Annotated in this window: 21 protein-coding genes; 9 read left to right on the top strand and 12 right to left on the bottom strand. The window is 61.5% G+C overall.

What is annotated here, in order from left to right; genetic code table 11:
• Positions 1 to 11 precede the first annotated feature (11 nt).
• Together ACO07N_RS03455 and ACO07N_RS03450 are read left to right on the top strand one after the other, a co-directional pair.
• On the top strand, positions 12 to 1,553 hold the full coding sequence (locus ACO07N_RS03455) for an alanine/glycine:cation symporter family protein (RefSeq protein ID WP_421979689.1): 1,542 nt from the start codon (positions 12 to 14) through the stop codon (positions 1,551 to 1,553).
• Between the two features lie 449 nt (positions 1,554 to 2,002).
• Positions 2,003 to 4,438: a methyl-accepting chemotaxis protein gene (locus ACO07N_RS03450; protein WP_421979688.1), complete on the top strand. Its 2,436-nt coding sequence runs from the start codon at positions 2,003 to 2,005 to the stop codon at positions 4,436 to 4,438.
• A gap of 67 nt (positions 4,439 to 4,505) precedes the next feature.
• Here ACO07N_RS03450 and iolB read toward each other — a convergent pair whose 3' ends face one another.
• The 9 genes from iolB to ACO07N_RS03405 form a co-directional block, all read right to left on the bottom strand.
• The gene (gene iolB, locus ACO07N_RS03445) at positions 4,506 to 5,324 is read right to left on the bottom strand and encodes a 5-deoxy-glucuronate isomerase (RefSeq protein ID WP_421979687.1); all 819 of its coding nucleotides are present in this window, start codon (positions 5,322 to 5,324) and stop codon (positions 4,506 to 4,508) included.
• The gene (gene iolE, locus ACO07N_RS03440; RefSeq protein ID WP_421979686.1) at positions 5,321 to 6,217 is read right to left on the bottom strand and encodes a myo-inosose-2 dehydratase; all 897 of its coding nucleotides are present in this window, start codon (positions 6,215 to 6,217) and stop codon (positions 5,321 to 5,323) included. Before iolE ends, iolB begins: the two co-directional genes overlap by 4 nt.
• A gap of 199 nt (positions 6,218 to 6,416) precedes the next feature.
• A complete protein-coding gene (gene iolD, locus ACO07N_RS03435; RefSeq protein WP_421979685.1) occupies positions 6,417 to 8,258 on the bottom strand; it encodes a 3D-(3,5/4)-trihydroxycyclohexane-1,2-dione acylhydrolase (decyclizing) in 1,842 nt (613 codons plus the stop codon).
• Positions 8,255 to 10,201 (bottom strand): bifunctional 5-dehydro-2-deoxygluconokinase/5-dehydro-2-deoxyphosphogluconate aldolase, encoded by a 1,947-nt coding sequence (locus ACO07N_RS03430; RefSeq protein ID WP_421979684.1) that lies wholly within the window; start codon positions 10,199 to 10,201, stop codon positions 8,255 to 8,257. Before ACO07N_RS03430 ends, iolD begins: the two co-directional genes overlap by 4 nt.
• 72 nt (positions 10,202 to 10,273) lie before the next feature.
• Positions 10,274 to 11,032 carry an ATP-binding cassette domain-containing protein gene (locus ACO07N_RS03425; RefSeq protein ID WP_421984370.1) on the bottom strand — a complete coding sequence of 253 codons (759 nt, stop codon included), beginning with the start codon at positions 11,030 to 11,032 and terminating at the stop codon, positions 10,274 to 10,276.
• A gap of 61 nt (positions 11,033 to 11,093) precedes the next feature.
• Positions 11,094 to 12,200, bottom strand: a complete 1,107-nt coding sequence (locus ACO07N_RS03420; protein ID WP_421979540.1) for an ABC transporter permease — start codon at positions 12,198 to 12,200, stop codon at positions 11,094 to 11,096.
• A gap of 81 nt (positions 12,201 to 12,281) precedes the next feature.
• Positions 12,282 to 13,163, bottom strand: a complete 882-nt coding sequence (locus ACO07N_RS03415; RefSeq protein WP_421984373.1) for a sugar ABC transporter substrate-binding protein — start codon at positions 13,161 to 13,163, stop codon at positions 12,282 to 12,284.
• Between the two features lie 113 nt (positions 13,164 to 13,276).
• Positions 13,277 to 14,134, bottom strand: coding sequence for a sugar phosphate isomerase/epimerase family protein (locus ACO07N_RS03410; RefSeq protein WP_421979683.1), 858 nt, complete (start codon positions 14,132 to 14,134; stop codon positions 13,277 to 13,279).
• Positions 14,135 to 14,269: 135 nt separating this feature from the next.
• A complete protein-coding gene (locus ACO07N_RS03405) occupies positions 14,270 to 15,112 on the bottom strand; it encodes a MurR/RpiR family transcriptional regulator (protein ID WP_421979682.1) in 843 nt (280 codons plus the stop codon).
• A gap of 119 nt (positions 15,113 to 15,231) precedes the next feature.
• Between ACO07N_RS03405 and iolG the strand changes: the two genes are divergently transcribed.
• Together iolG and ACO07N_RS03395 are read left to right on the top strand one after the other, a co-directional pair.
• Entirely contained in the window at positions 15,232 to 16,230 is a 999-nt protein-coding gene (gene iolG, locus ACO07N_RS03400) for an inositol 2-dehydrogenase (protein ID WP_421979681.1), read from the top strand.
• Positions 16,231 to 16,287: 57 nt separating this feature from the next.
• The gene (locus tag ACO07N_RS03395) at positions 16,288 to 17,418 is read left to right on the top strand and encodes a Gfo/Idh/MocA family protein (RefSeq protein ID WP_421979680.1); all 1,131 of its coding nucleotides are present in this window, start codon (positions 16,288 to 16,290) and stop codon (positions 17,416 to 17,418) included.
• Here the strand turns inward: ACO07N_RS03395 and ACO07N_RS03390 are convergent.
• The gene (locus ACO07N_RS03390; RefSeq protein WP_421979679.1) at positions 17,400 to 17,771 is read right to left on the bottom strand and encodes a winged helix-turn-helix transcriptional regulator; all 372 of its coding nucleotides are present in this window, start codon (positions 17,769 to 17,771) and stop codon (positions 17,400 to 17,402) included. The two genes, ACO07N_RS03395 and ACO07N_RS03390, sit on opposite strands and share 19 nt — an antisense overlap.
• An 87-nt stretch (positions 17,772 to 17,858) precedes the next feature.
• Between ACO07N_RS03390 and ACO07N_RS03385 the strand changes: the two genes are divergently transcribed.
• From ACO07N_RS03385 to ACO07N_RS03365, 5 genes are all read left to right on the top strand, one after another.
• Positions 17,859 to 17,981 carry a hypothetical protein gene (locus tag ACO07N_RS03385; protein ID WP_421979678.1) on the top strand — a complete coding sequence of 41 codons (123 nt, stop codon included), beginning with the start codon at positions 17,859 to 17,861 and terminating at the stop codon, positions 17,979 to 17,981.
• Entirely contained in the window at positions 17,968 to 18,687 is a 720-nt protein-coding gene (locus ACO07N_RS03380) for a glutathione S-transferase family protein (protein WP_421979677.1), read from the top strand. Before ACO07N_RS03385 ends, ACO07N_RS03380 begins: the two co-directional genes overlap by 14 nt.
• Positions 18,688 to 18,867: 180 nt before the next feature.
• On the top strand, positions 18,868 to 19,485 hold the full coding sequence (locus ACO07N_RS03375) for an NAD(P)H-dependent oxidoreductase (protein ID WP_421979676.1): 618 nt from the start codon (positions 18,868 to 18,870) through the stop codon (positions 19,483 to 19,485).
• Positions 19,485 to 21,422 carry a monovalent cation:proton antiporter-2 (CPA2) family protein gene (locus ACO07N_RS03370; protein ID WP_421979675.1) on the top strand — a complete coding sequence of 646 codons (1,938 nt, stop codon included), beginning with the start codon at positions 19,485 to 19,487 and terminating at the stop codon, positions 21,420 to 21,422. Before ACO07N_RS03375 ends, ACO07N_RS03370 begins: the two co-directional genes overlap by 1 nt.
• A 1-nt stretch (position 21,423) precedes the next feature.
• On the top strand, positions 21,424 to 22,086 hold the full coding sequence (locus tag ACO07N_RS03365; protein WP_421984372.1) for a DsbA family oxidoreductase: 663 nt from the start codon (positions 21,424 to 21,426) through the stop codon (positions 22,084 to 22,086).
• A 311-nt stretch (positions 22,087 to 22,397) separates the two neighbouring features.
• Here the strand turns inward: ACO07N_RS03365 and ACO07N_RS03360 are convergent, their stop codons facing one another.
• Together ACO07N_RS03360 and ACO07N_RS03355 are read right to left on the bottom strand one after the other, a co-directional pair.
• Entirely contained in the window at positions 22,398 to 24,299 is a 1,902-nt protein-coding gene (locus ACO07N_RS03360) for a beta-galactosidase (RefSeq protein ID WP_421979674.1), read from the bottom strand.
• Between the two features lie 82 nt (positions 24,300 to 24,381).
• Complete coding sequence (locus ACO07N_RS03355; protein ID WP_421979673.1) at positions 24,382 to 25,221, bottom strand: SMP-30/gluconolactonase/LRE family protein; 840 nt, start codon at positions 25,219 to 25,221, stop codon at positions 24,382 to 24,384.

Below are 25,221 nucleotides of genomic sequence, written 5' to 3'. Positions count from 1 at the left end.
GGGCTCAGAAAATGAAAAAATCCTTCGCAGCGGCTCTTGCCGCCTCCATTGTCCTTGCCTGCACGCTGCCGGCAATGGCTCAATCCATCGACGAACAAGTCAACACGCTGTTCGCAAATTCGACAGGCTGGTTCGTCAGCTTCATCTTCAGCCCGTTTCCCGGAACGTCGTTTCCGTGGATCGTCGGCTGGCTGGTGATCGCGGCAACCGTCTTTACGATCTATTTCGGCTTCATCCAGTTCCGAGCGTTTCCGCATTCGATCGCGCTGGTGCGCGGCGACTATTCGGATCCGGAAGATGCCGGTGAGGTCAGCCATTTCCAGGCGCTGGCGACAGCTCTTTCGGGCACCGTCGGTCTCGGCAACATTGCCGGTGTCGCGGTTGCCGTGGGCATCGGCGGTCCGGGCGCGACCTTCTGGATGATCCTTGCCGGGCTGATGGGCATGGCGTCCAAGTTCACCGAGTGTACCCTCGGCGTGAAATACCGGAACGAATTTCCCGACGGCACCGTCTCCGGCGGACCGATGTACTACATGACCAAGGGGTTCGAGGAACGCGGGTTGCCTGCGGGCAAGATCCTCGCGGTGATGTTCGCGATCTTCTGTATCCTTGGCGCGTTCGGCGGCGGCAACATGTTCCAGGCCAACCAGGCGCATGCGCAGATCGCCAACGTAGTCGGCGATTACCCGGGCTGGATCACCGGTCTCATCTTCGCGGCCATCGTCTTTGCGGTGATCGTCGGCGGTCTGAAGTCGATCGCATCGGTCACTGAAAAAGTCGTTCCGTTCATGGGCGTTCTTTATGTCCTTACCGCACTGGTCATCCTCCTGATGAATGCGGACAAGATCGGCTGGGCCTTCGGCCAGATCTTTGAAGGTGCGTTTACCGGTCTCGGCGTTGCCGGCGGCTTTGTCGGCGCCCTGATCCAGGGTTTCAAGCGGGCAGCTTTCTCCAACGAGGCTGGCGTCGGCTCGGCGGCGATCGCGCACTCGGCGGTACGGACCAAGGAACCGATCACGGAAGGCTTCGTGTCGCTTCTGGAACCGTTCATCGACACCGTCGTGATCTGCACCATGACCGCGCTGGTCATCATCATCACGGGACAGCTGGTCTCCGACCCGGAAACCGGTCTCTACCTTCTCAATGAGGGCGGTTCCGCAATCCAGACCGTTGACGGGAATTCGGGTGTTGCGCTGACCTCTGCAGCCTTCTCGTCCGCCTTCGGATGGTTCCAGTACGTGCTGGCCGTGGCCGTGGTGCTGTTTGCCTTCTCCACCATGATCAGCTGGTCCTACTACGGCCTGAAGGCCTGGACCTTCCTGTTCGGCGAAGGCAAGACCAAGGAACTGGTCTTCAAGGTCATCTTCTGCATCTTCGTCGTAATCGGCGCGGCTGCCAGCCTCGGCCCGGTCATCGACTTCTCCGACGCGGCGATCTTCGCCATGGCGGTTGTCAACATCGTGGCGCTCTACGCGCTGATGCCGATCGTCAAGCGCGAACTGGACAGCTACCTGACGCGGCTGAAGAGCAACGAAATCAAGAAGTTTACCTGATTCCCACGCAGCTTCGCGGCCATGAGTGCGTGTCCGCGAAGCCTGCAAACACGAACCAGTCCGGTTCCCGGACTGGTTCAACTTTCATTTGCGATTGAAAAGACAGCCGGCACGCATGATGCACGCTCGGTGGAATATGCAACGGTCACCCGAAGTCTTCAGAGCAAAAGGCAAGATTGTTCGCGGGTAGTGCAGAATTATACGTACGTGTATTCTTCATTACGACTTTTCTGCATTAGTATTATGACTGGGTCCATCTGGGTCAATTTGCAAAGAAAATGTCGTAATTGGTCAATTCTAAGCCGTGTCTGGCGAAATTTCTTAACCATTCATTCTGGCCCTATCCAAGATATTAGTTTCAAGTAATTGAAACAAACAATCATCGGAAATCCGAAGGTCCTCCGCTGTTTATGCCGGGCGGCAGGCATCTGTTTCCTTGCGAGGTTTTTATGCTCTCAAGTATGCGACTGTCGAAGAAAATTCCTGCTTTGCTGGTCGGGGCCGCCGCCGTTGTCGGCATCGGCATTGGGGTGGCCAGCTACCTCACCTCCGTTGCCAGTCTTGAGGATCTGACGAAGCAGCGGCTTCTTGCAGCCGCTCAGTCGGGAGCCGACGAGATCCATTCCTATCTCGAAGCCATCGAGAACCAGCTCGTGCTGGTCGCGGAGCACCCGGGAACGGTGGGCGCGGTCGAGGAATTCGCGGATGTCTGGCAGACCATGTCGAACCAGGGAATCGACATGGAGAGCGAACTTCAGAAGGCTTACATCACCGAGAACCCGCATCCGACAGGCGAAAAAGACAAGCTTTACGCAGCGGCGACCGACACAGCCTACGACGCGGTGCATGCGAAATACCATCCCTGGTTCCACAAGCTTCAGCAGGATGAAGGCTATTACGATGTCTTCCTGTTCGATACCGAGGGAAACCTGATCTACTCCGTGTTCAAGGAGCTGGACTACGCAACCAATTTCAAGCCGGACGGCGGCAAATGGGCCGGATCGGACCTTGGCGAAGTGTACCGCAAGGCGATGAAGATTACGGGCCGTTCCGATGTGGCCTTCGAGGATTTTGCACCCTACGGGCCGAGCTATGACGCACCGGCGAGTTTTGTGGCGCACCCGGTTGTTGACGCGGAGCAAAGGACAGTCGGTGTCCTGGCCTTTCAGATGCCGGTCGACCGCATCAACGAACTGATGCAACACGACCTCGGGCTTGGCGAGACAGGCGAACTCGCGCTGATCGGCGAAGACGGTCTCATGCGCAACGACACACCGAGCACGCCGGACGTGAATGACATTCTGACCACGAAAATCGACGCACCGGTTGTCGAGGAAGCCAAGGCCAATGGCATGGCGTTCGGATACTCGGATCTTTATCGCGGCCAACTCATGGATGTCGAGGCAATCAAGTTCGACTATCAGGGCAAACACTTCATGCTGCTTGCCATGCAGGCCCATGAAGAAGCGATCGCCCCTGTTGTCGCCATGCGCAACAGAATGCTTCTCGTCGGTTTGGGACTGTTGGTGGTTGCAGCGATTGGCGGCTATTTCGCCGCGCGGAGCATCACGGGTCCGATAGACCGGATCGTCAGGGCCATGAACAGCCTTGCCACCGGGGATACCAAGTTCGACATAGTCGATGCCGACCGCGTGGATGAAATCGGCGACATGAGCAAGGCGGTCGTCATCTTCAGGGAAAACGCCCTGAAGCGTCACGAACTTGAAACGCATGCGCGCAGTGAAAGAGACCGGGAACGTCAGCGCCAGGTATTCCTTGAAGGCCTGATCAACGATTTCAAGTCCACAATCTCGCAGCGCCTGGCAACGGTCTCCGAACAGATGGGGTTGATGCGCCAGGCCGCCACGACACTGGACGGACTTGCCACTAACGCAAGGTCGGAAGCCGACCAGGCGGGCAATGCATCGTCCAGCGCGTCGGATAATGTTGCTGCGGTTGCTGCAGCTACTGAGGAGATGACGGCGACGGTGCAGGAAATCGCGAACCAGACGGAAACAACCACCCGGATCGTCACCGAAACCGTGGAGGCTGCCGAGGCAAGTAACAAGAACGTTCAGACGCTTTCGGAAGCGGCCGAACATATCGGCAGCGTGGTGAACCTGATCCGCGACATTGCTGAACAGACGAACCTCCTTGCGCTCAATGCCACAATCGAAGCGGCCCGTGCCGGGGAAGCAGGACGTGGTTTTGCGGTTGTCGCGTCCGAGGTCAAGGAACTCGCGGAGCAGACCTCCAAGGCGACAGACGAGATTTCCGGCCGGATCACCGGCATCCAGACCTCGGTAAAAGACGCGGCAGGCGCGATCGAGCACATTGCCGACAAGGTGTCCGAAATCAAGAGCCTGACAAGTTCCGTTGCTGGTGCAATCGAGGAACAGCGTTCCGCAAACCAGGAGATCGCACGTTCTGCAAAGTCCGCGAGCGACAGCACCGGCGAAGCGGCGAGCAGCATGCAGACGGTTTCAACCGCCGTACAGCAGACATCGGAAGAGGCAAGCTCGGTCAACTCGGCGTCCGACCTCGTGTCGGAGGCAAGCACGACGCTCGCCGAGGAGGTTGAACAATTCCTGTTCGAGGTCACAAAGGATGTCGAAGACAGACGGAAAGTCGAACGCAAATCGCTTTCCGAGAACGTGACCCTGACACTTGAGGACGGCGCTGCCCATTCGGTGCAGCTTGTAGATGTCAGCGTTTCGGGCGCCCAGATCGTCGATATGCCCGATCTGCCGGTCGGTGCCCGGTTGTCGCTCAGCTTCAAGGACGGAACGCAACTGCGTGGAACGGTCGCCCGGCAAACCGGGTCAAGCTGCGGCATCGAATTCGTTGATCGTCTGGATGATGATCACGTCCTTGTCGCTGCCTGATCGCATCCAATGCGAAGTCAAAAGGGGCGTTGCATTGCAGCGCCCCTTTTCTTGTTCACGTTCCGGCTTACGCGTCCCGTTGCGCGATCCAGTCATGCTCGGGATGGTTCTTGAAGCGCCACTTGCGCATGGGCCCCGCCATGACGTTGAGATAGTACATCTCGTAGCCATAGGGCGCGCCGCAAGGATGGTGCCCCTTTGGGACGAGAACCACGTCGTGGCTGTTCATCGAGATCGTCTCGTCAAGGGAACCGTCCTCGGTGAAGACACGCTGGTGGCCGTAGCCCTGATCCGGGTTCAGCCGGTGATAGTAGGTCTCTTCCAGATAGGTCATGTCCGGGAAGTTGTCCTCGTCATGCCGGTGCGGCGGATAGGACGACCAGTTGCCCTGGGGCGTGAACACTTCCGTCACCAGCAGGCTGTCGGCAACGTCCGTTTCTTCCATCGCGATCGGAAAGATGTAGCGGGTGTTGGCGCCTTTGCCGCGGATGACCTTCTCCGGAACAGGCAGAACGCGCGCTTCATGCCCGCCCTTGCCGGGGGCCGTGCAGACCCCGATGGTGCAGTCGGTCGTCGCCGTCGCCGACCAGTCCGATCCGTTCGGCACATAGACGCTGTGCGGCGGCAACTGCTCGAACACGTTCATGCGGTTGCCCTGCTCACCGAAATCGGTGCCGCCGGCGGAGATCGACGCCTTGCCTTCGACCATCACCAGAATGACTTCCAGGTCGCCGGTCTGTTCCGAAACGATATCCCCGGCGCGCAGCCGGTAGAGACCGAAGCCGACATAACCCCAGTCAGAAGATTTTGGCCCCCTGGCGCTCTCAATGGTGATGTCGTGAACCTTGCCGGAGGTTGCCGACGGTTTGCGCAACAGATCGCTCATTTCAAATCCAACTCGCTTGCGATCGCCTTGAGCGTTTTCAGCCCCAGGCTCTGATACTTGAACGGATTATGGACTTCAGGGTCCTGTTCGGCCTCGATGACGATCCAGCCCCTGTAGTCCGCGTCTTTCAGGATCTGCAGAAGGGGAGTGAACTCGATGCCGCCTTCCTCGTCGCCCGGAACGGTGAAGACACCCGCCCTGACGCCATCCATGAAGGACTTTCCGTGCGACCGAATGTCGTTCATCACGGCCGGGCGTACATTCTTGGCATGAAAATGGCCGACCCTGTCGATGTATTTCCGCAAGACAGGCGCCGGGTCTTCTCCCCTGGTGCCGAAGTAGCAATGGCCGGCATCGAACAGCAGTTTTGTCGCCGGTCCTGTCGCCGCCATGAAGGCATCGATTTCGGGCAGCGTTTCGACCACCGTTCCCATGTGATGGTGATAGACGAGGTCGATGCCCTGACCCGCACAGAAGACGGCCAGTTCTTCCACTTTCGCGCCGAAGGCTTGCATCTCCGCGTCGCTCAGCACCGGGCTGGTGGAGATGTCGACATCCGACCCCTGGATGGTGTTGGAGGTTTCGCAGGCAATGCAGACCTTGCAGCCATTGTGTTTCAGCTTGTCGAGGTGCGGCTGGATCGCCGTCTTCTCATCCTCGACCGTCTGCGCCAGCAGGTTCAGCGAGTACCAGCCGGAAATGAACTTGAGGCCGTGGCTTCCGAGCAGCTGTTTCAGTTCCTCCGGATCGTCCGGCCAGCGGTGACCGTTCTCGATGCCGTCAAAGCCGATTTCCGATGCCTCCGACAGGATCTGTTCCGTTGGTATGTGCGCGCCAAGCGACTGGTCGTCGTCATTGGCCCAGGCAATGGGATTTGCGCCGAATAGGATCATGGCATTCGTCCTGTAACGTTCCTTGCACCGTTCTATTGGTTGGTTTCTTCCCGGGAGCCTCATCCTGAGGACGTGCGACAGCGCTGTCTCGAAGGAAGGGCGGCATATTCAGTGCCCTGCGGCCCATCCTTCGAGACGGGCCTTTGGCCCTCCTCAGGATGAGGATTTCGGTTCGGTTGTTCTTTCTTGCTTCCAGCGTTCAATCCGCCGCCCGTTGATCCTTCAGGGCCGCGACATAGCCCTCGCGCGCCGCCTTCACTTCCGGGCGTGCAGAGACTTCCGGCACGGCGACATCCCACCAGTGACCGCCGCCGGCCTCGCCCGGACCGTGCATGGGGTCGGTGTCGATCACGATCACCGAGGGGATCTCACGATCGCGCGCTGCCAGGATCTCGGCCTCGAGAGCGGCAATGTCCTTCGCCTTGACCGCATACGCGCCCATCGCCGCAGCGTGGGCGACGAAGTCGATATCCGGCTGGGCCTCGACATTGCTCGTCCGGTAGAGATTGTTGAACTGGGCTCCGCCGGTGCCCATCTGCAGCCGGTTGATGCAGCCGAATCCGCGGTTGTCGGTCAGGACCACCGTAAAGGGAACACGCCGCATCACCGCCGTCGCCAGTTCGGAATTGGCCATCATGTAGGATCCGTCGCCGACAAAGCAGACCACGTCCCGGTCCGGCTGGGCGAGCTTGATGCCCATGGCGCCGGCAATCTCGTAGCCCATGCAGGAATAGCCGTATTCCATGTGATAGCCGCCCTGCGGTGCCTGCCACAGAAGCTTCAGCGCACCGGGCATGGTCCCGGCCGCGCACATGGCGATCGTCTTTTCCGTCGCGGTGCGCTGGACGGCGCCGATCACCTCCGCGTCGAGCGGCAGATAGCCCTCCGGCATTCCGGTCCTGGCGCTGCAATGGGCATCGACCTTGGCAAGCCAGTCAAGGCGGGATTGCGGATCGAAAGCGCTGCCCTGATAGCCTTCAAGGGAAGCGGACAGGCGTTCCAGAGAAACCTTTGCATCGCTGACAACACCGACCGCGCCGTGCTTGTCGGCATCGTAACCCTGAATGTTGATGGAAACCAGCTTCCGGTCCGGCTGCTTGAAAAGCGCCCAGGACCCGGTGGTAAAATCCTGAAAGCGGGTGCCGACACCGATCACGAGATCGGCGGCTTCCGCCAGCTTGTTCGCACTTTCCGCGCCGTCGACACCTGCGGCGCCGAAGTTCATCGGGTGCGCCTGGGCAAGGGCGGACTTGCCCGCCTGCGTTTCGATCACCGGGATACCGTGACGGGTGGCGAAAGCGGCGAGTGTGTCCTCTGCGCCGGAATAAACGACGCCGCCGCCGCACACCAGCACAGGTGCCGCCGAAGACCTGATCAGTTCCGCAACATCGGCAATGTCACGGCTGTCGGGTTGGGGCCGGCGGATGCGCCAGACCTTCGGTTCGAAAAAGCTCGTCGGATAATCGAACGCTTCGGCCTGGGTGTCCTGGCAGAAAGACAGGGTCACCGGACCGCACGCGGCGGGGTCAGTCAGGACGCGGAAGGCGCGCGGCAGAGCGGTGAGCAGTTGCTCGGGCCGGGCAATCCGGTCGAAATAGCGCGATACCGGCCGGAAACAGTCATTCGCCGAGACCGTGCCGTCGTCGAAATCCTCCACCTGCTGCAGGACCGGATCCGGTGCCCGGTTGGCAAAGACATCGCCCGGTATCAGCAGCACGGGCAAACGGTTCACATGGGCAAGCGCCGCGGCCGTGACCATGTTGGTCGCGCCGGGGCCGATGGACGACGTCACCGCCATCGCCCGCCGGCGCTTCCTGGCCTTTGCATAGGCAATGGCGGTATGGGCCATGGTCTGCTCGTTCTGGCCGCGCCAGGTCGGTAGCTGATTGCCCGCCTGTTGCAGCGCTTCGCCGAGACCGGCCACATTGCCGTGACCGAAGATGGCCCAGATCCCGTCGATGAAGCGGTCGCCGTCTTCGCTCATCTGGGCCGCGATATAGCGCACCATCGCCTGCGCGGCCGTGAGGCGGATCGTCTTCATGCCGGTTCTCCCTGCAGGGAGTTGAGGCGCGCCTCGTCACGCGCGTTGTCCCAGATCTGACAAAGGCGTTCGAAGCGGTTAGACATGTCCTCAACCGCCGCTTCGTTGGTGATCTTTCCGGACAGCCAGCCACGCGCAGCGTCGCCGAAAATCGTGCGCCCGATCGCAAATCCCTTGACCAGCTGAAAGCGGGCTGCCTGAGCAAAGCTCTCGGCCAGTTGCTCTTCTGGTGCGTCGAGGCCAAGAACCACGATTCCGCGCGTGTAGGGATCGTTCTCCGTAATGGCCGCGCAGGCTTTCGACCAGGCGTCCAGTGAGGTCATCGGTTCCAGTTTCCACCAGTCCGGGTAAATGCCGAGTTCGTAGATGCGGCGGATGATCTGCGCGTTGGTATCGTCATTGACCGGAGCAACCTTGGAAGGAATGACCTCGAGCAGCAGTTCCAGCCGATTGCGCCGGCAGGCCGCGAACAGGCGCTTCAGGACGTCTTCCTGTTGCGCTCTCATGCCGCCGTCATCGTCCGGATGACAAAAACACAGCACCTTGACCACGTGTTCGGCCGGCCACTCGCTCAAACCACCGAAATCTTCACCGATTTCGGGTTCCAGGCTCAGCGGACGCGACGCCGGCCATTCAACCGGGTGCCCGATCCAGAGACCGGTTCCGGCGGCGCGGAACAGAGCGTCCTGGCCAAGGCGGCTGTCGCAGAGGATACCGTAGCCCGGCTGGCCACCGGCTACCTTCTGCGCCGCGTCCAGGCACAGATTCTTGAAGAAGCCGATATGTTCGTGGGTCACACCCGCCTCATCGGCCATCTGTTCGAGCTGGATGCGGTGGTCGAAGGCGAACACCCGCATCGTCGACCAGTCGCCGCCGTGAATGTAATGACGGTTCGTCGACCAGTGGATCTGCTCCAGTTCAGGATCCTTGCGCAGGGCCTTCGTCTTGACACCGCGCTTCAAAAAGAACTGGAGTTCTTCCCAGCTCGGATAGGCCGGCGTGCATCCGTGGCGGGAGACGGCAAAGGCACCGCAGGCATTTGCATAGGTGAGACTGGTGACCCAGTCCTCTCCGGTGATCCAGCCCTTCAAAAGGCCGGACATGAAGCCGTCACCCGCACCCAGCACATTGAACACCTCGATCGGGAACCCTGGTCCGGAAACACCGTCATCCAGCCGGTCAGGTATCTCGCCTTCAAACGCGGACGCGCCCATCGGCCCGCGCTTGCAGACCAGCGTCGCACCCGACACCTTGCGCACATTCCTAAGCGCCCCGATGGTATCGGTCGTCCCGCCCGCGATGTGAAACTCCTCCTCGGTGCCGACGATGAGATCGAACAGGTGCAGGGTCGACTGAAGTTTTTCCGTGACCTTTTCCGACGCGATAAACCGGTTTTCGCCGTCGCCGTGACCGGACAGGCCCCAGAGATTTGGCCGGTAGTCGATGTCAAGCGCGGTGCGGTCACCGTTCTTGCGCGCCAGTTTCAGCGCCTTAAGGACGGCCGCTTCCGTCTGCGGGTGGCTCAGGTGGGTTCCCGTCGCAACGACGGCCTTCGCCGAGGCAATGAAGTCAGGATCGATATCATCTTCGCACAGCGCCATGTCGGCACAGTTCTCGCGGTAGAAAATGAGCGGAAACTGTTCCTGGTCACGGATACCCAGAAGAACAAGCGCGGTGAGGCGCTCCCTGTCGGTGACGACACCGTGCGTGTCCACGCCGTGGCGTTCAAGTTCCTCGAGGATGAAGCGCCCCATGTGTTCATCGCCGACACGCGTGATCACGGCGGACTTCAATCCGAGACGCGCAGTTCCGGCGGCCATGTTCGTGGGCGAACCGCCGATATACTTGTTGAAGGACGACATGTCCTCGAGCCGGCCGCCGACCTGTGCGCCGTAAAGGTCGACCGAAGACCGGCCGATGGTGATGACATCGAGCTTTTTCACGTCAGTCTTCCATTTTTGAAGGGCCGTGGACTTTGCCTTGGCCCCGTGTCGAAACGGATGCGGGAGGCGTTCCTAAACGGTTCCTCCGAGGGATCCTTCGAGTTGTGCCATTTCCTGTCCGCCAGCCATGAGGTCCTGGAGCTGTTCCGGGGTGATCTCGCCGCGTTTTGCGGTTCCCAGTGTCTTGCCGCGGTTGAGGACGGTGAAGCGGTCGCCGACGGCAAGGGCGTGGCGGACGTTGTGGCTGATGAAGACGACGCCGACGCCCTGCTTGCGGACCTTGTCGATGGTGGCCAGCACGTTGGAGGTCTGGCGCACGCCGAGGGCGGAGGTGGGCTCGTCGAGGATGAGGACCCTTGCGCCGAAATAGACCGCGCGGGCAATGGCGACCGTCTGGCGTTCACCGCCCGACAGGGTGCCGACCGCCTGGTCGGGACCGCGCAGGTTGATGCCCATCTTGCGCATCTCCTCCATGGTGATCTCGTTGGCGCGGGTCACGTCGAAGCGCTTGGCCAGGCCGCGCCCCTTGGTCGGCTCACGGCCCATGAAGAAGTTGCGGGTCACGCTCATCAGCGGGATCATGGCCAGATCCTGGAACACGGTGGCAATGCCGGCCTCCATGGCATCGCGCGGGGTGGCGAAGCTGAGCGGCTTGCCTTCGAAGAAGATCTCGCCTTTCGTGGGCCGGTGCACGCCGGACATGGTCTTGATGAAGGTCGACTTGCCGGCGCCGTTGTCGCCGAGCAGGCAGTGGCACTCGCCGGGCCTGACGTCGAAGCTGACGCCGGCCAGGGCGATGATGTTGCCGAAGTGTTTCTCGATGTCGACCATGTGGATGATGGGTTCGAACTCGGGCGCATCGCCGTGATGGAACTTGGTGTCCTGGGTCATGTCAGCGCTCCCCCGTGACGCGCTTGCGGATCGCGTTGTTGAACAGAACGGCGATGAGCAGCATGGAGCCGAGGAAGACCTGGAACCAGTCCTGGTCGAAGTTGGTGTAGGTCAGGCCGATGACGACCATGCCGAAGATGATGGAGCCGAAGAAGGCGCCGATGGCCGAGCCGTAGCCGCCGGTCAGCAGACAGCCGCCGATGACGGCCGCGATGATGGCCTCGAACTCCTTCTGGAAGCCGCGGCGGGCATCGGTGGAGCCGGCATCCATGACGGTGATGATGGCCACCAGGGCGGCGCAGCAGGCGGTCAGCATGAACAGGGAGATCTTGACCCGGTTGACCGGAACACCGGAATTGGAGGCGGCGGTCTTGTCGCCGCCGGCGGCGAAGATCCAGTTGCCGACGGGCGTGCGCAGGAGGATGTAGGTCGCGATCAGGGCGATCAGGATGAACCAGAGGATCTCGACCGGAATGCCGGGAACCTTGGGCGCGCCGCTCTTGAAGGTGTCGACGATGCCGTTGGTGGCCAGCCAGTTGAAGAGACCGCCGAAGGCATCGCCGGAAAAGAACGGGGCGAGCCAGTCGCCCTCGACCGCATCGCGGACACCGCGCAGCTGGGTGGCGCCGCCGGTGGCCCACTTGAGGCCGACGAGGGACAGCCCGCGCAGGATGAACAGGAAGGCCAGGGTGACGATGAAGGAGGGCAGGCCCGAGCGGATCACGATGGTGCCGTTGATGGCGCCGACACAGGCGGAAAAGACGAAGGTGAGGGGAATGGCCAGCACCAGGGGCAGTCCCCAGGTGACGACGCAGGCGGCGAAGAACAGGCCGGCAAAGGCAACCATGGAGCCGATCGACAGGTCGAACTCGCCGCCGATCATCAGCATGGCGGCGCCGATGGCCAGAATGCCGAGCTGGGCCGCAGGGGTCATGAAGTTCATGATGCCGGACAGGCTGAACATGGCCTCGTCGGCGGTTGCCAGGAAAAACAGGGTGACAAGGATCACGCCCGCAATCGCGCCGAGTTCCGGCTTCTTCATGAGTTTGGAGAAGAACGATTCCTTCTTGACCCGTTCGTCTGCATCTGTCGGAGCGGCGTCGCTCATTGTTGCCTCCCTTTCATGGAAGGACGGCGCGCGGGCGCGCCGCCCCCTTGTTCTGTTTGTTATTTGCCCAGCGGCACGCGCTTAGCGGATGCCCTTGGCGGACAGATCGATCACCTGGGCCGCCTTGTCCTTGGTGACGAGGTTCGGACCGGAGGGAACGTTGCCGCCCGGCATCAGGCCGTAGGCCGCATTGTTGGCCAGGAACACGACCGGGAGATAGCCCTGCAGGAACTGCTGCTGGTCGATCGCGAAGGCGGCATCGCCGTCAACGATGGACTGCAGGAAGTTCGCGGACAGGTCGAAGGACGCCACGTTGAGGTCCCGGCCGGAGGCCTTGGCAGCGGCAACGGTCGGCTCACCGGCGGTGCTGGCACCCAGCGCCATGACCGTGTCGACGTCCTCATCGGACGACAGGGCCGCGGCCACCTTGGCTTCGATCTCGGCCGGATCGTTGGAGGTCGGCAGAACCGTCACCTCACCGCCGAAGCCCTTGGTGAAGCCTTCGCAGCGCAGGTCAAGCGCGACGTTGCCCACTTCGTGGTTCACGCACACGGCCTTCTTGCCGCCCATCTCGGCCAGCTTCTTGCCGGCCGCCTCGCCCGCGTCATACTCGGACTGGCCGACGTGAAGCGTCACGCCGAGACCCGGGGCAACATCGGAGCCGGAGTTCATCGAGATCACCGGAATGCCGGCCTCGACCGCACGCTGGATCGACGGCCCGAGCGCATCCCCATCGGGAATGGACACGACAAGCCCGTCAGGCTCCTGGTTCACGGCCGCATCGATCAGCTGGCTCATGGCCACCATGTCAAACGTCTCCGGAGCCCGGTAGTCCACATTCGCACCCGTGTGCTCGGCCGCAAGCGAAACACCGTTCTTCACAACAGACCAGAACGCATCATTCGCCTGACCATGCGACACAACAATGATGTCCGTCGCAAATGCGGGGGTTGTCAGAGCCATCGCACTGGCAACGACCACACCTTTTACGAAGTTTTTCATTTACTCACTCCTCCCGAGTGTTTTTTACAAACCAACCGCGGGATCGCGGTTCACTATCGGCCCTTGGCCGAATTCTATGCCGCCAGCCTCCTGAGCTCGGTGCCGGAAGCCGACAGCTGCGCTTCGACAATCTCCCTGAAATCCCGGCCCTTTGCCGGCGTGAACGGGTTTGGTCCGGGCGCATTCGTTTCCAGGATGATCGGCCCGCCGTAGCCAATGTCGCGCAAGGCTCCAAGCTGGGCGGCGAAATCGGTATGCCCCTGGCCGATGCCGCACCGGTTGCTGTCGGCGGCGTGATAGAGACCGATGCGGCCTGCACCGTGCCTGAGCGCGGCGGCCGGATCGTCTTCCTCGATATTCATGTGATAGGCGTCCGGCAGAAGCTTGAGATTGTCCGCCCTGACAGCGTCCAGCAGCGCACAGCCTTCCGCCACCGTGCGGATCTGATGGGTCTCGTACCTGTTGAGGATTTCGAACACGACGTCCAGGCCGCGCGCCCGGGCCATTGCGCAAATCCGGTCCACGGAGGCGGTCAGCAGATCGTCTTCTTCCTGCTGGCTCGCGACCGGTTTGATGCGGCCGACCTGTCCATGGCAGGAAATCAGCGGTTCTCCCAGATCGCCGGCCCAGTCCATCAGCCGGTCGTAGTAGTCGATGCCGGCCTTCCGGATATCGGCGTCGGGATGGGAGATATCCGCATCTGCCGGTGTGATCGAGAAGACTTCCAGGCCTTCGCCGTCCAGAACCTTGCGCGCACTGGCGGGGTCGAGGCCGTCAACATCGCCAAAAAGCTCGACCCCGTCCAGGCCGCTGCGCCTGACGCGCTGCGCAATTTTCGCAAGCGGGGCGTCGCCGAAAATCCAGGTACAGCAACCGATCCTGACGGTCATCGGCAAACCCTCGAGACACTGCTGCGCCGTGTTGCAGCCCATTCTGTCATCTGCGCATGCCCTCCCGGGCTCCCCCGGCGCGCCCAAGCGTTTTTACTCAGCCGGACCCGCTCTGAATTCTGATTTTGGAATTAATATTCTGTTTTTTCCTATTTGCAACAGAAATTTTCTGAAAAATCACTTTCCATTTCGTTGCGCCCCGACCGAAACGGCGAGGGTGATCGCGAGACACAGGCTGGCCGACAGGGCGCGGAAGGCGCCGACATCAAGTTCTGCGACCAGCAGCTGGATGGCCTTCAGCCGCGCCAGCGGACTGGTCACCACGTCGGTGATGGCGACGATATCCGCACCGGTCCCGCGCGCTTTCGCGGCGATATCGAGCGTCAGTTCCGTATAGGGTGCGAATGTGGCCGCAATGACCGCATCGTTGGGCCGGATCAAATGGTCCATGTTCATATTGGCGAGCCCGGAGTGAAGAATGGCGGGCACCTCCATTTTTTCGAAGGCATAGGCGAGGTAGGACGTGACCGGAAAGGCGCGCCGGAACCCGACAAGATGGATTGTTTCCGCCCGTGCCAGAACATCGACGGCTTGCTGCAGTGCACGCGGATCCACGGTGTTCGTCAGATTTTCCAGGGATGAGCGTCCGACATCGACAAATTCCGCCAGAAGCGCCGAGGGCGTGTCGGATCCTTGCTCCCGAAGCTGTTCCAGCCGAGTTGCATAGTCGGGCCATTTGTCGGAATAATCGGACCGGAACAGTTTCTGCATATGGGAGAAACCGGAGAACCCCATCTCCTGGCAGAAGCGCATGACGGCAGACGGTTGCACCGCTGCTCCTTCGGCGAGTTCGGCAATTGTCGAGACGGCCACCCGGTCCGGGTTGGCGGCTATGTATTGTGCGAATTGCTTCAGCCGCTTCGGGAGCTTTTCCGTGGTGCTTCCCAGACGCCGGAAGAAGGCGTCCATCGATTCCGGTGCGGGGCTGGCGGATACCGGATCGGGGTCAGGCTCACTCATGTCCGTCTTCTTTTCTTACTTGACACATTCCGTTGAAAGTGATTTTGGAATTTTTATTCTAAAATGGCAAGGTGGCAGTGAAGGCCATACGCGTACCGGAAACTTCGGGAGAGAGAGACATGACTGTAAGAATAGGATTGCTCGGAGCCGGCCGCATCGGCAAGGCACATGCGAAGGCGCTGTCTGCCACCGAAGGAGCGTCGCTGGTGGCCGTTGCCGATGTTTTTGCAGAAGCCGCCGAATCGCTCGCCGGTGCCCATGGTGCGCGGGTGAGCACGATCGATGAAATCGCCGCGGCGGACGACATCGACGCGGTGGTGATCTGTACGCCCACCGATACCCATGCCGATCTGATCGAACAGTTCGCCAGGGTCGGCAAGGCGGTCTTCTGCGAAAAACCGATCGACCTTTCCGTGGAACGGGTCAAGGCCTGCCTCGCGACCGTTGAAGAGCTCGGCGCAACGCTTATGATCGGATTCAACCGGCGCTTCGATCCGCATTTCAAGGCGGTCCGCGATGCGATAGACGACGGTCTCGTCGGCGATGTCGAGATGGTGCACATCACCTCGCGCGATCCCGGCCCGCCTCCCGGTACCTACATTCAGGTCTCCGGCGGGATCTTCCGTGACATGACCATTCACGATTTCGACATGGCGCGGTTTCTGCTCGGCGAGGAAGTGTCGACGGTCTACGCGACCGGCTCGGTTCTGGTGGACCCGGAGATCGGCAAGCTCGGCGACTATGACAGCGCGACGGTCGTGCTGACGACCGGGTCCGGCAAGCAATGTTCCATCTCGAACTCGCGCCGGGCCACCTACGGATACGACCAGCGGATCGAGGTGCATGGATCGAAGGGCGCGGTTGCCGCGGAAAACCAGCGGCCGGTCGGAATCGAAGTCGCGACGGATGCGGGTTTTGTGCGGCCGCCGCTGCATGATTTCTTCATGACCCGATATATCGATGCCTATGCTGCCGAGATTGCGGCGTTCGTCAAAGCGATCGAGACCAGGACGCCGCCGCATCCGTCCGGGGATGATGGGCTCAAGGCACTGCTACTCGCCGAGGCCGCGCTCAAGTCGGTGGCCGAACGCCGTTCCGTGGGCGTTGACGAAATCTGAGGCGCGCGCCTTGACGACCGTGCAGTACTTCCGGATCGCAACAAAGGATCACAGCAAATGGACAGCGTTGGCATCGGACTGATCGGCACCGGTTTCATGGGCAAGTGCCATGCACTTGCCTATGGCTCGGTGCGCGCCGTTTTCGGGGACGTCCCCGCGACGCGTCTGGAAGTTCTTTGCGACGTTCCGGCCGACAAGGCCGCGCGCCTTGCAGACCAGTTCGGCTTTGCGCGGGGAACGGATGACTGGCGGGATCTTGTCGCCGATCCAAAGGTCGACATCGTCTGCATCACGACGCCCAACAAGGTGCACAAGGACATGGCGATGGCCGCTCTTGCCGCCGGAAAGCACGTGCACCTGGAAAAACCGATGGCGCTCACGCTCGATGATGCCAAATCAATGCTGGCGCTGGCGCAAGAAACGGGCGCAAGGACGATCGTCGGCTACAATTACCTGCACAATCCGGCCTTCCGGCACGCGCAGAAACTCATCGCCGATGGCGCGATCGGGCGGATCGTACATTTCCGCGGAATGGTCGATGAAGACTATCAGGCAGACCCGGACCTCGCCTGGACCTGGCGGGCGACAAAGGCCGACGCGGGTCTGGGTACCCTCGGCGATCTCGGCTGTCACGTGATCTCACTGGCAACGGCTCTCGCCGGGCCGGTCGAAAGCCTGATCGCGGAAACCAGGACTGTCCATGTCACGCGGCCGATGGGAGACGGATCGAGCGAGCGGCGCGAAGTCGAGAACGAGGACATCGCTTCGGCTTTGCTGACCTTTGAAAACGGTGTGCACGGTGTTGTTTCGACATCGCGCAGCGCGTGGGGACGCAAGAGCTACATCGGTTTCGAAGTGCATGGAACCGAAGGCATGATCACCTTCGACCAGGAACGCATGAACGAGTTGCGGCTATACCAGAACCGTGGCCCGCTCGCGGAGCAGGGCTTCAAGACGCTATTAACGGGGCCGGCCCATCCGCCATATGGCCAGTTCGTGCCTGCCGCGGGGCATCAGCTCGGTTTCAACGATCTGAAGGTCATCGAGGTTCACGAGTTCCTGAGTGCGATCTCGGAAGACCGGGAAGCGGTGCCGTCCTTCAGGGAAGCGCTCCACTTCGAAGCCGTCATTCACGCGATCGCGGAAAGCGGCGAAACGGGGCAGAGGGTTCAGGTCGGCCGCATCTGATCTTCGGGGAGCGTCTCGCTCCAAATCCTGAGTTCGTCCAGGAATTTCAGGGCGGTCCGGCCGAATTCCGTTATCTCGTACTGCACCGTTACAGGCGCCGTCCGCAGCACGTTCCGTGATATCAGGCGGCGCGCTTCCAGCTGTTTCAGGCGCTCCGCGATCATCTTCTTGCTGGCGCCGCCGAGCATGCGCGAGAGGTCGTTGAAGCGGACCGGCCCGTCCTTCAGGTGCCACAGGATCGACCCGGTCCATTTGCCGCCGAGAATGCGCATGCCGCGCTCGATCGGACACGGTTCGGTGCAGGCTTCCAGAACAATTCTGCTCCTGCCGACCGTTGCAAGGCGTCCCGTCATTGCCGATCTCCAATTTCTTTTCAGGTTACAAAAAGTATACTGGTTGATTTTTGTTACCTTGTCCCTCATCTCTTGGCGGAAATCAACATGAAGCTGCTGCTGCGGCGGCAGGCAAGCCGGGAGGTCGAGCACACCATGGCAAAAGTCCTGATCATCAAGGGCCACCAGACTCATCCGTTTTCGGGAGGGACGTTGAATGCCGCAGCCTGATATCCACCTTTACACCGCCGCCACCATGAACGGCTACAAGCCGGTGATCTTCCTGGAGGAGGCGGGTGTTCCCTATGACCTGACCTTCATCGACTTCGCGAAGAAGGAGCAGAAGGCACCGGACTACATGAAGCTCAATCCGAACGGCCGCATCCCGACGATCGTCGATCGGGGCAATGATGACTTCGCGGTTTTCGAAAGCGGGGCGATCCTCTGGTACCTTGCCGAGAAGTACGGACAGTTCCTGCCTCAAGACCCGAAGGCGAGATCGGAAACGCTGCAGTGGCTCATGTTCCAGATGGGCGGGATCGGCCCGATGATGGGGCAGGCGATGTATTTTCAGCGGATCGCGGCTCCGAACGGACAGGAAGAACCCTTCTCGATCAAGCGCTATGTCGACGAGACGCGCCGCCTGCTGGAAGTGCTGAACACCCGGCTTGACGGCCGTGAGTGGCTGGCGGGGGATGCCTATACGATTGCGGATATGGCAACCTATCCCTGGGCGCGCGCCTATGTCTGGGCGAAGGTGTCCGTGGACGGTCTCGACCACCTCAGGGCATGGTTCGACCGGATCGATGCCCGCCCGGCGGTCCGCAAGGCGCTGACGATACCGAAGGCGCAGCCGGCCTTCTGGGGACAGGCGGACGAAACTGAATTCCTGAAAGAAAATGCGGCGCGTTTTGCCAGCGACGTAAAGGACGCGTAACCTCTTCGGGAGAGGGGCCTCCTCCGGCAACCTGAGCCGCATGGCCGGTGACGGAGCGGGCAAGACGTCAGACCCTCATCGCGGGATGCAGGCCTTGCGGTCTTCGCCGCGATGAGGACAGACTTGTTTTCAACCGGGCGGCAAAGCCGCCCGGTGTCAATTGGGCGGACGGGGGAACTCTTGGCCAAGGTACTGGTACTATTCGCACATCCGAGACCGGACAGGTCGGAGGTCAATCTCCCGATGTTCGAAACGGCGCAGGGGGTGCAAGGTGTCACCGCCGTTGATCTTTATGCGCGTTATCCGGACTTCAATATCGATGTCGATGCCGAACAGGCGCGTCTCACCGAGCATGACGTCGTCATTTTTCAGCACCCGCTCTACTGGTATTCCGCACCCTCGATCATGAAGGAATGGCAGGATCTCGTCCTGGAATACGGGTTTGCCTACGGACAGCACGGACACGCGCTCGATGACAAGGTGTTCCTGAACGCGGTGACGACAGGTGCCAAGTCGGCGGCCTACTCGGAAGAGGGCATGAACCACGCGGACCTGCGCAGCCTGCTGGCCCCGTTTGAAAAAACCGCCGATCTGTGCCGGATGACATATCTCGCGCCGTTTGTTCTGTTCGGTGCCGGGCGGGCGGTGGAAGAGGGGCGTCTCGATGTGCATCGCAACGCCTATGACGACCTGCTGAAAGCGCTGGTGGCCGAGCGGCTGGACCTAGAAAAGGCGGCCCGGGCCGACGTTCTGACCGAAGACCTTTACGATTTTCTTCTCAAGGGGGAGCCGGCCTGATGGAGCTTCTCAGCGACGCATTCGTCTATCTGTGCGCGGCCGTCATCGCCGTGCCGATCGCCAACAGGCTCGGTCTCGGCTCGGTCCTGGGATACCTGATTGCCGGCGTTGTCATCGGGCCGGTGCTCGGGATCGTCGGGTCCGAAACCACGGAGGTGCAGCATTTTGCCGAATTCGGCGTGGTGATGATGCTGTTCCTGGTGGGCCTGGAGCTGCAACCCGCCGTGCTCTGGAAGATGCGCAAGCAGCTGATCGGCCTCGGTGGGCTGCAGGTCGTCGGCACGACTGCCGTCTTTGCCGGGATCGCGCTTGCCTTCGGCCTTGCCTGGCAGGCGGCCCTTGCGCTCGGCATGATCCTCGCCCTGTCCTCGACCGCCATCGTTCTTCAGACCCTCAATGAAAAAGGCTGGCTCAAGACCCAGGGCGGACAGAGTTCCTTTTCCGTGCTCCTGACCCAGGACATTGCCGTGATTCCGATGCTGGCGATCCTGCCGCTTCTTGCAGTTGGCCACGCCACCGGCGGCGGCGTGGCGCATTCGGACGGCCATGGGGGACACGAAGGTGGCGGCGCGCATGGCGGCGAGGCACTCGCCGCGCTGCCCGGTTGGGCCCAGGCGCTGGTGATCATCGCCGTCATCATCGCGATCATCGTCGCCGGACGGCATCTGCTCAGACCCGTATTCCGGTTCATCGCCGAAGCGCATTTGCGCGAAATCTTCACCGCAACCGCGCTCCTCCTGGTGATCGGGATCGCCCTCCTGATGGATTTCGTCGGCCTGTCTCCGGCACTCGGAACCTTCCTCGCGGGGGTCGTTCTTTCAGACAGCGATTACCGGCATGAGCTTGAGAGCGACATCGAACCGTTCAAGGGCCTGCTCCTCGGGCTGTTTTTCCTGACCGTCGGCGCGGGGATCGATTTCAATCTCCTGTTCGGGGCACCGGTCACCATCTTCGGGCTGGCGCTGGGGCTGATGGCCGTCAAGTTCGCGCTGTTGTTCGCCCTCGGTACGCTGTTCCGCCTGGATGGTCCGGACCGATGGCTGTTTGCGCTCGGGCTGGCGCAGGCCGGTGAATTCGCGTTCGTGCTGTTCGGCTTTGCCAGCAGTTCCGGCGCGCTCGAGCAAAGCCTGCTGCAGACGATGACGCTTGTCGTTGCCATCTCGATGCTGCTGACACCTGCGCTGTTCATCCTCTATGAAAAGGTGATCGCGCCAAGGGCCGCGGCCCGGTCGGACCGGGAGCCGGATGTCGTCGACAGCAAGGGCCGCGTGGTGATCGTCGGCATGGGGCGCTTCGGCCAGATCGTCGGGCGGCTCCTACTGACCAGCGGTTATGACGTCGTCATTCTGGACCACGATCCGCAAACGGTCGAAAATCTCAGCAAGGTCGGCATCCGGACGTTTTATGGCGACGCCACGCGGCCCGATCTTCTGCACACGGCCGGCGTCGGCGAGGCGGATCTCTTCATCGCCGCGATCGATGACCGGGACAAGCAGACGCTCGTGGTCGAACACGTCGCCAAGACCTATCCGAAGGTCAAGATCCTTGCGCGGGCACGCGACCGCCACCATGTCTACGAACTGGAAAATGTCGGTGCGCATGTGGCTGAACGCGAGGTTTTCGAAGGGGCGCTGGCGCTTGGAAAGCAGGCGCTCGTCGAGCTCGGAAGCCATCCGTTCCGGGCGCAGACCAAGGCGAAGGAGTTCCGCAATCACGACTTCGCGATGCTTGATGACCTTCGCGAGAACTACAATGACGGCGGCGTCGACAAGTCCTATCTCGATGCCATGCGCGCGCATGCGGAAACGCTGTTTGACATCATGAAGGTCGACCGTGGCGAAGAACGCCACGAACGCACGGAACGGGGCTGGAACCCGCCTCCGAAGAGCGATGCGACCCTGGGACTGACGCCGGAAGGAGAAGACAATCGTGGCTGACATGGCTGACCTCGACTTGGAAAACGTTCTGCAGATCGACATCGTGTCCGATGTCGTCTGTCCCTGGTGCATCGTCGGCTTCAAGCAGCTGGAAGCGGCAATTGCGCAGACAGGGGTTTCCGCCGCCGTAAAATGGCATCCGTTCGAGCTCAATCCGGACATGCCGGACGAAGGAGAGAACCTGCGTGAGCACATCATGCGCAAATACGGGACAAGCCGGGAGCAGTCCCAGGAAGCGCGCGAGCGCCTGACCGAAATCGGGTCGGGTCTCGGTTTCGATTTCCGCTTCACGGACGACATGCGCATGGTGAACACGTTCAAGGCGCATCAGCTCATTCACTGGGCGGCCAGTGAGGGCAAGGAGCATGCGCTGAAAATGGCGCTGTTCGAAGCCTATTTTCAGGCGCGGAAAAACCTGAACGAGAACGAGGTCCTTGCCGGCGTCGCGGCAGCTGTGGATCTTGATCGTGCCGAGGCACTGAAAGTGCTGGAAGACGGCCGCTACGCAGACCAGGTGCGCCAGGAGGAAACCTTCTGGACGCAGAACGGAATTCACGGCGTACCCGCCGTCATCTTCGAGCGCCGCCATCTCGTGTCCGGGGCACAGGGCGTCGACAACTACACGGCGATCATCCGGCAGCTTACGAACGGCGAGGCGGCCTGACGCGGTGACCAGAGCCGCAGGCGAGACGGTGTGGATCTACAAAGGCGTGGGTTCAAGATTGCAAGGAGAGCCTCAGGCAATATTCAGGGAGGCGACAGCGGCCTCCCTCTTCCGCCTGTGATTGTCATTCCGGCTGGAGCGAAGCGGAAGGCCGGAACCCAGTATTCGCTTGTCGATGTGTCTTTTCCAATCGCCTGCTGCCCGGAATACTGGATCCCGGTCTTGCCGCTCGTGCGGCAAACCGGGATGACAATCTCTTGGAAAAACCGGTATCCCTATCTACAGCTCAGGCGGCGTTGGAGTTGACCGCGTCACAGGTGTTCGAACAGGACCCCGGCGGCCTCGATCCGGCCGGCGGGCGTATCTGCCGGCGCAGAGCCGTAGTTTGTCCAGATCCTGAGATCACCAGCGTCGCGGCAGCGCACGCCGCCGGCGAGATCCATTGTCGGAATGCGGGCCTTGCCGCACAGATCCTTGAAGAGGCGTGTCCAGGCCGCGTCATCGCACCAGCCGCCGACATAGGTCAGGTTGTCTGAGCGCATGACGGCGGCCTGGCCGTCTTCCAGTTCGAAAACGACGTCGGCGGATCCTTCCAGCTCTTCCCGGTAACCGACGAAATGGCCACCGCCCTTGAGCGGCATCGGCATGTCGGGGCGCGTGCTTTCAACGCGGGCAACGGTCACGTCGAGATCCGGCATGTCCGGCGGCAGCGGGACCGGGATGATCATGTCGGCATTGCGCGCGGCGGAGCGCGGTCCGAGCGCGATCTCCGCGTCTGTTTCGGCAAGTGCGCGCTTCAGGTCCTGGGGCATGTAGATCATGCCGGGGGCGGCCACGATGCCGTAGCCTGCAAAATCACGTGTCTGCGCCCGCAGGATATCGACCGAGAGGCCCAGTTTGCGAAGCGCCCGGTAAGCGTCGAAGACGACCTGAAAATAATTCAGCCCGGCGCCGTGCGGCTGGGTCGCCCAGGCAAAGTCCGCATCGTAGTCGAAGACGAGGGCGACCGGCGCTTTATGAACGGCAACAACGCCTGCGTTGCGCAGTTCGTCGGCCACCTGACGGGCCTCGATGAGAGCCGGTGCGTCGGCATTGTCGGGGCGGAGCATGCCGGCATGCATCTGCTCCTGCGCAAACGGGGCCTGCCGCCAGCGGAAATAACAGACCGCTTCCGCTCCATGCGCGTAGGCTTCCCAGGCCCAGAGGCGCATCATGCCGGGCAGGGGTGCGGGATTGTACGGCGCCCAGTTGACCGGGCCCGGCTGCTGTTCCATGACCCACCAGCGCCCCTTGCCGACGGACCGGTAGAGATCGTGGTGAAAGGCCTGAAAATCGGGATCGCCCTGGCGCGCATAGGCACGCTGGTGCGCGGCATCCGCACCGACGCGATCCTCGAGGAAACCGAGCGGGTAACTGTCCCAGGTCGCGATGTCGAGGTCGTCGCCCACCTTGAAGTGGTCGAACTCGGTGATCCGGCCCATGAAATTGTGGCTGACCGGCGCGTCCGAATGGGCCCGGATGATTTCGACCTGGCGCCTGTTGAAGCTTGCCACCTGATCGGAGGAAAACCGCCGGAACGCAAGCGTGTGCGACGGGTTCGGCTCGGTGACCGTCAGGTTGGGCAGTCCGATCTCGTCGAACGCGCGGTAGTCCATCGACCAGAAGACGTTGCCCCAGGCGCGGTTGAGCGCCTCAATGGTTCCATACCGGTTTTCGAGCCAGGTTCTGAAGGCAGCGAGCGCGGCGGCAGAATAGGAAAGCGTGGTGTCGTGACAGCCGTATTCATTGTCGGTCTGCCAGGCGCCGACATGGCTGTTCCTGCCATAGCGTTCGGCAAACAGCCTGACGATGCGGTCGCACTCTTCGCGATAGCCTTCATGGGAAAAGCAGTAGTGGCGCCGGGATCCGAAGCCGCGTTCCTTGCCGTCCGCGTCCAGTGCGACCATGTCTGGATGTTTCGCGACAACCCATCGCGGCGGGGTCGCCGTGGGCGTGCCCAGGACAACCTTCAGACCTGCCTTTCCGAGCACATCGATCGCCCGGTCAAGCCACTCGAATCTCAGATCGCCGGGAGCGGGTTCCAGCCTGGACCATGCGAATTCGCCGATACGGACCCAGGTGAGGCCCGCGTCCACCATGCGCCGGGCATCGGCTTCCCACATCTCCTCCGGCCAGTGTTCCGGGTAGTAGCAGGTTCCAAGCGTACGCTTCATGTTAGAGCCCTTTTGAACAATACGGGGCCATTCGGCCCGGACTGCAGGAACATTCGTCCGGTTGGTTGGCATCCAAATGTATTCAAAGAATGACGCGGTGTTCCGGCTGACCGACAGCGGCTGTCTGCGCGAAATAGGTCTGGCCCTCGACCGTCCCGTCCAGCCCTTCGGCAGCCGTGGTGGCGAAGAGCGTGCCGAGATCGGCGCCACCGAAAGCCGGGCAGGACACCTGATGCGCAGTGAAGCCGATTTCCTCCACGAAACTGCCGTTGGGCGCGTATCTGGCAACCCGGTTCGCGCCCCATTGTGCGTTCCAAAGATGACCGTCCGCGTCGATGACGGCCCCGTCGGGATTGAGACCCTCCTGCGACAGGTCAGCAAAGAGCGTCGGTGTGCCGTCCGGCCAGCCGTCGGCATCCAGGGCGACCTGCTGAATGGATCTGGTTGCCGTATCGGCAAAATAGGCGGTCCGGCCGTCCGGAGAGAAACAGATCGCATTGGAGATGGTGATGCCGCTGTAGAGCCGTCGCAGCTCGCCTCTGTAGTAGCGGTAGATCGACCCTTTGCCCTGTTCGGCATTGAACCCCATCGTCCCGATCCAGAAGCCGCCCTTCGGGTCGGCGCGCCCGTCATTCGAGCGCGTCACCGGGTCGTCCGCTTCCAGGTCGCAGAGCTTTGTCTGTGCCTCGGTGTCGAGATTGAACAGGAACAGCCTGCTCGCGCTTGCGATGATCAGCTCCGACTTGCTGACCCAGCCCGCCGCGGAAACACACTCGTCGAATTCCCAGCTGCCGGCCTTGCCGTTCTCGCGGGTCATCAGCTGCTTGCTCAGGATGTCGAACCAGAACAGCTGTTGCCGCTCGGGGTGCCAGAGCGGCCCTTCACCGAGCACGCAGCGGCGCTCGTCAAACACGTTGCTCAT

This window comes from Roseibium sp., assembly GCF_965229775.1.
Taxonomy (GTDB): Bacteria; Pseudomonadota; Alphaproteobacteria; order Rhizobiales; family Stappiaceae; genus Roseibium.
The sequence above is the reverse complement of the archived record's forward strand: the minus strand, read 5'-3'. Positions and strand labels throughout refer to the sequence as shown.

Excerpts from the sequence above, each read along its gene's own strand:
- ACO07N_RS03455 (WP_421979689.1), top strand. The coding sequence starts at position 12 with ATGAAAAAATCCTTCGCAGCGGCTCTTGCCGCCTCCATTGTCCTTGCC.
- ACO07N_RS03450 (WP_421979688.1), top strand. The coding sequence starts at position 2,003 with ATGCTCTCAAGTATGCGACTGTCGAAGAAAATTCCTGCTTTGCTGGTC.
- iolB (WP_421979687.1), bottom strand. The coding sequence starts at position 5,324 with ATGAGCGATCTGTTGCGCAAACCGTCGGCAACCTCCGGCAAGGTTCAC.
- iolE (WP_421979686.1), bottom strand. The coding sequence starts at position 6,217 with ATGATCCTATTCGGCGCAAATCCCATTGCCTGGGCCAATGACGACGAC.
- iolD (WP_421979685.1), bottom strand. The coding sequence starts at position 8,258 with ATGAAGACGATCCGCCTCACGGCCGCGCAGGCGATGGTGCGCTATATC.
- ACO07N_RS03425 (WP_421984370.1), bottom strand. The coding sequence starts at position 11,032 with ATGGTCGACATCGAGAAACACTTCGGCAACATCATCGCCCTGGCCGGC.
- ACO07N_RS03420 (WP_421979540.1), bottom strand. The coding sequence starts at position 12,200 with ATGAGCGACGCCGCTCCGACAGATGCAGACGAACGGGTCAAGAAGGAA.
- ACO07N_RS03415 (WP_421984373.1), bottom strand. The coding sequence starts at position 13,163 with ATGGCTCTGACAACCCCCGCATTTGCGACGGACATCATTGTTGTGTCG.
- ACO07N_RS03410 (WP_421979683.1), bottom strand. The coding sequence starts at position 14,134 with ATGGGCTGCAACACGGCGCAGCAGTGTCTCGAGGGTTTGCCGATGACC.
- ACO07N_RS03405 (WP_421979682.1), bottom strand. The coding sequence starts at position 15,112 with ATGAGTGAGCCTGACCCCGATCCGGTATCCGCCAGCCCCGCACCGGAA.
- iolG (WP_421979681.1), top strand. The coding sequence starts at position 15,232 with ATGACTGTAAGAATAGGATTGCTCGGAGCCGGCCGCATCGGCAAGGCA.
- ACO07N_RS03395 (WP_421979680.1), top strand. The coding sequence starts at position 16,288 with ATGGACAGCGTTGGCATCGGACTGATCGGCACCGGTTTCATGGGCAAG.
- ACO07N_RS03390 (WP_421979679.1), bottom strand. The coding sequence starts at position 17,771 with ATGACGGGACGCCTTGCAACGGTCGGCAGGAGCAGAATTGTTCTGGAA.
- ACO07N_RS03385 (WP_421979678.1), top strand. The coding sequence starts at position 17,859 with ATGAAGCTGCTGCTGCGGCGGCAGGCAAGCCGGGAGGTCGAGCACACC.
- ACO07N_RS03380 (WP_421979677.1), top strand. The coding sequence starts at position 17,968 with ATGCCGCAGCCTGATATCCACCTTTACACCGCCGCCACCATGAACGGC.
- ACO07N_RS03370 (WP_421979675.1), top strand. The coding sequence starts at position 19,485 with ATGGAGCTTCTCAGCGACGCATTCGTCTATCTGTGCGCGGCCGTCATC.
- ACO07N_RS03365 (WP_421984372.1), top strand. The coding sequence starts at position 21,424 with ATGGCTGACCTCGACTTGGAAAACGTTCTGCAGATCGACATCGTGTCC.
- ACO07N_RS03360 (WP_421979674.1), bottom strand. The coding sequence starts at position 24,299 with ATGAAGCGTACGCTTGGAACCTGCTACTACCCGGAACACTGGCCGGAG.
- ACO07N_RS03355 (WP_421979673.1), bottom strand. The coding sequence starts at position 25,221 with ATGAGCAACGTGTTTGACGAGCGCCGCTGCGTGCTCGGTGAAGGGCCG.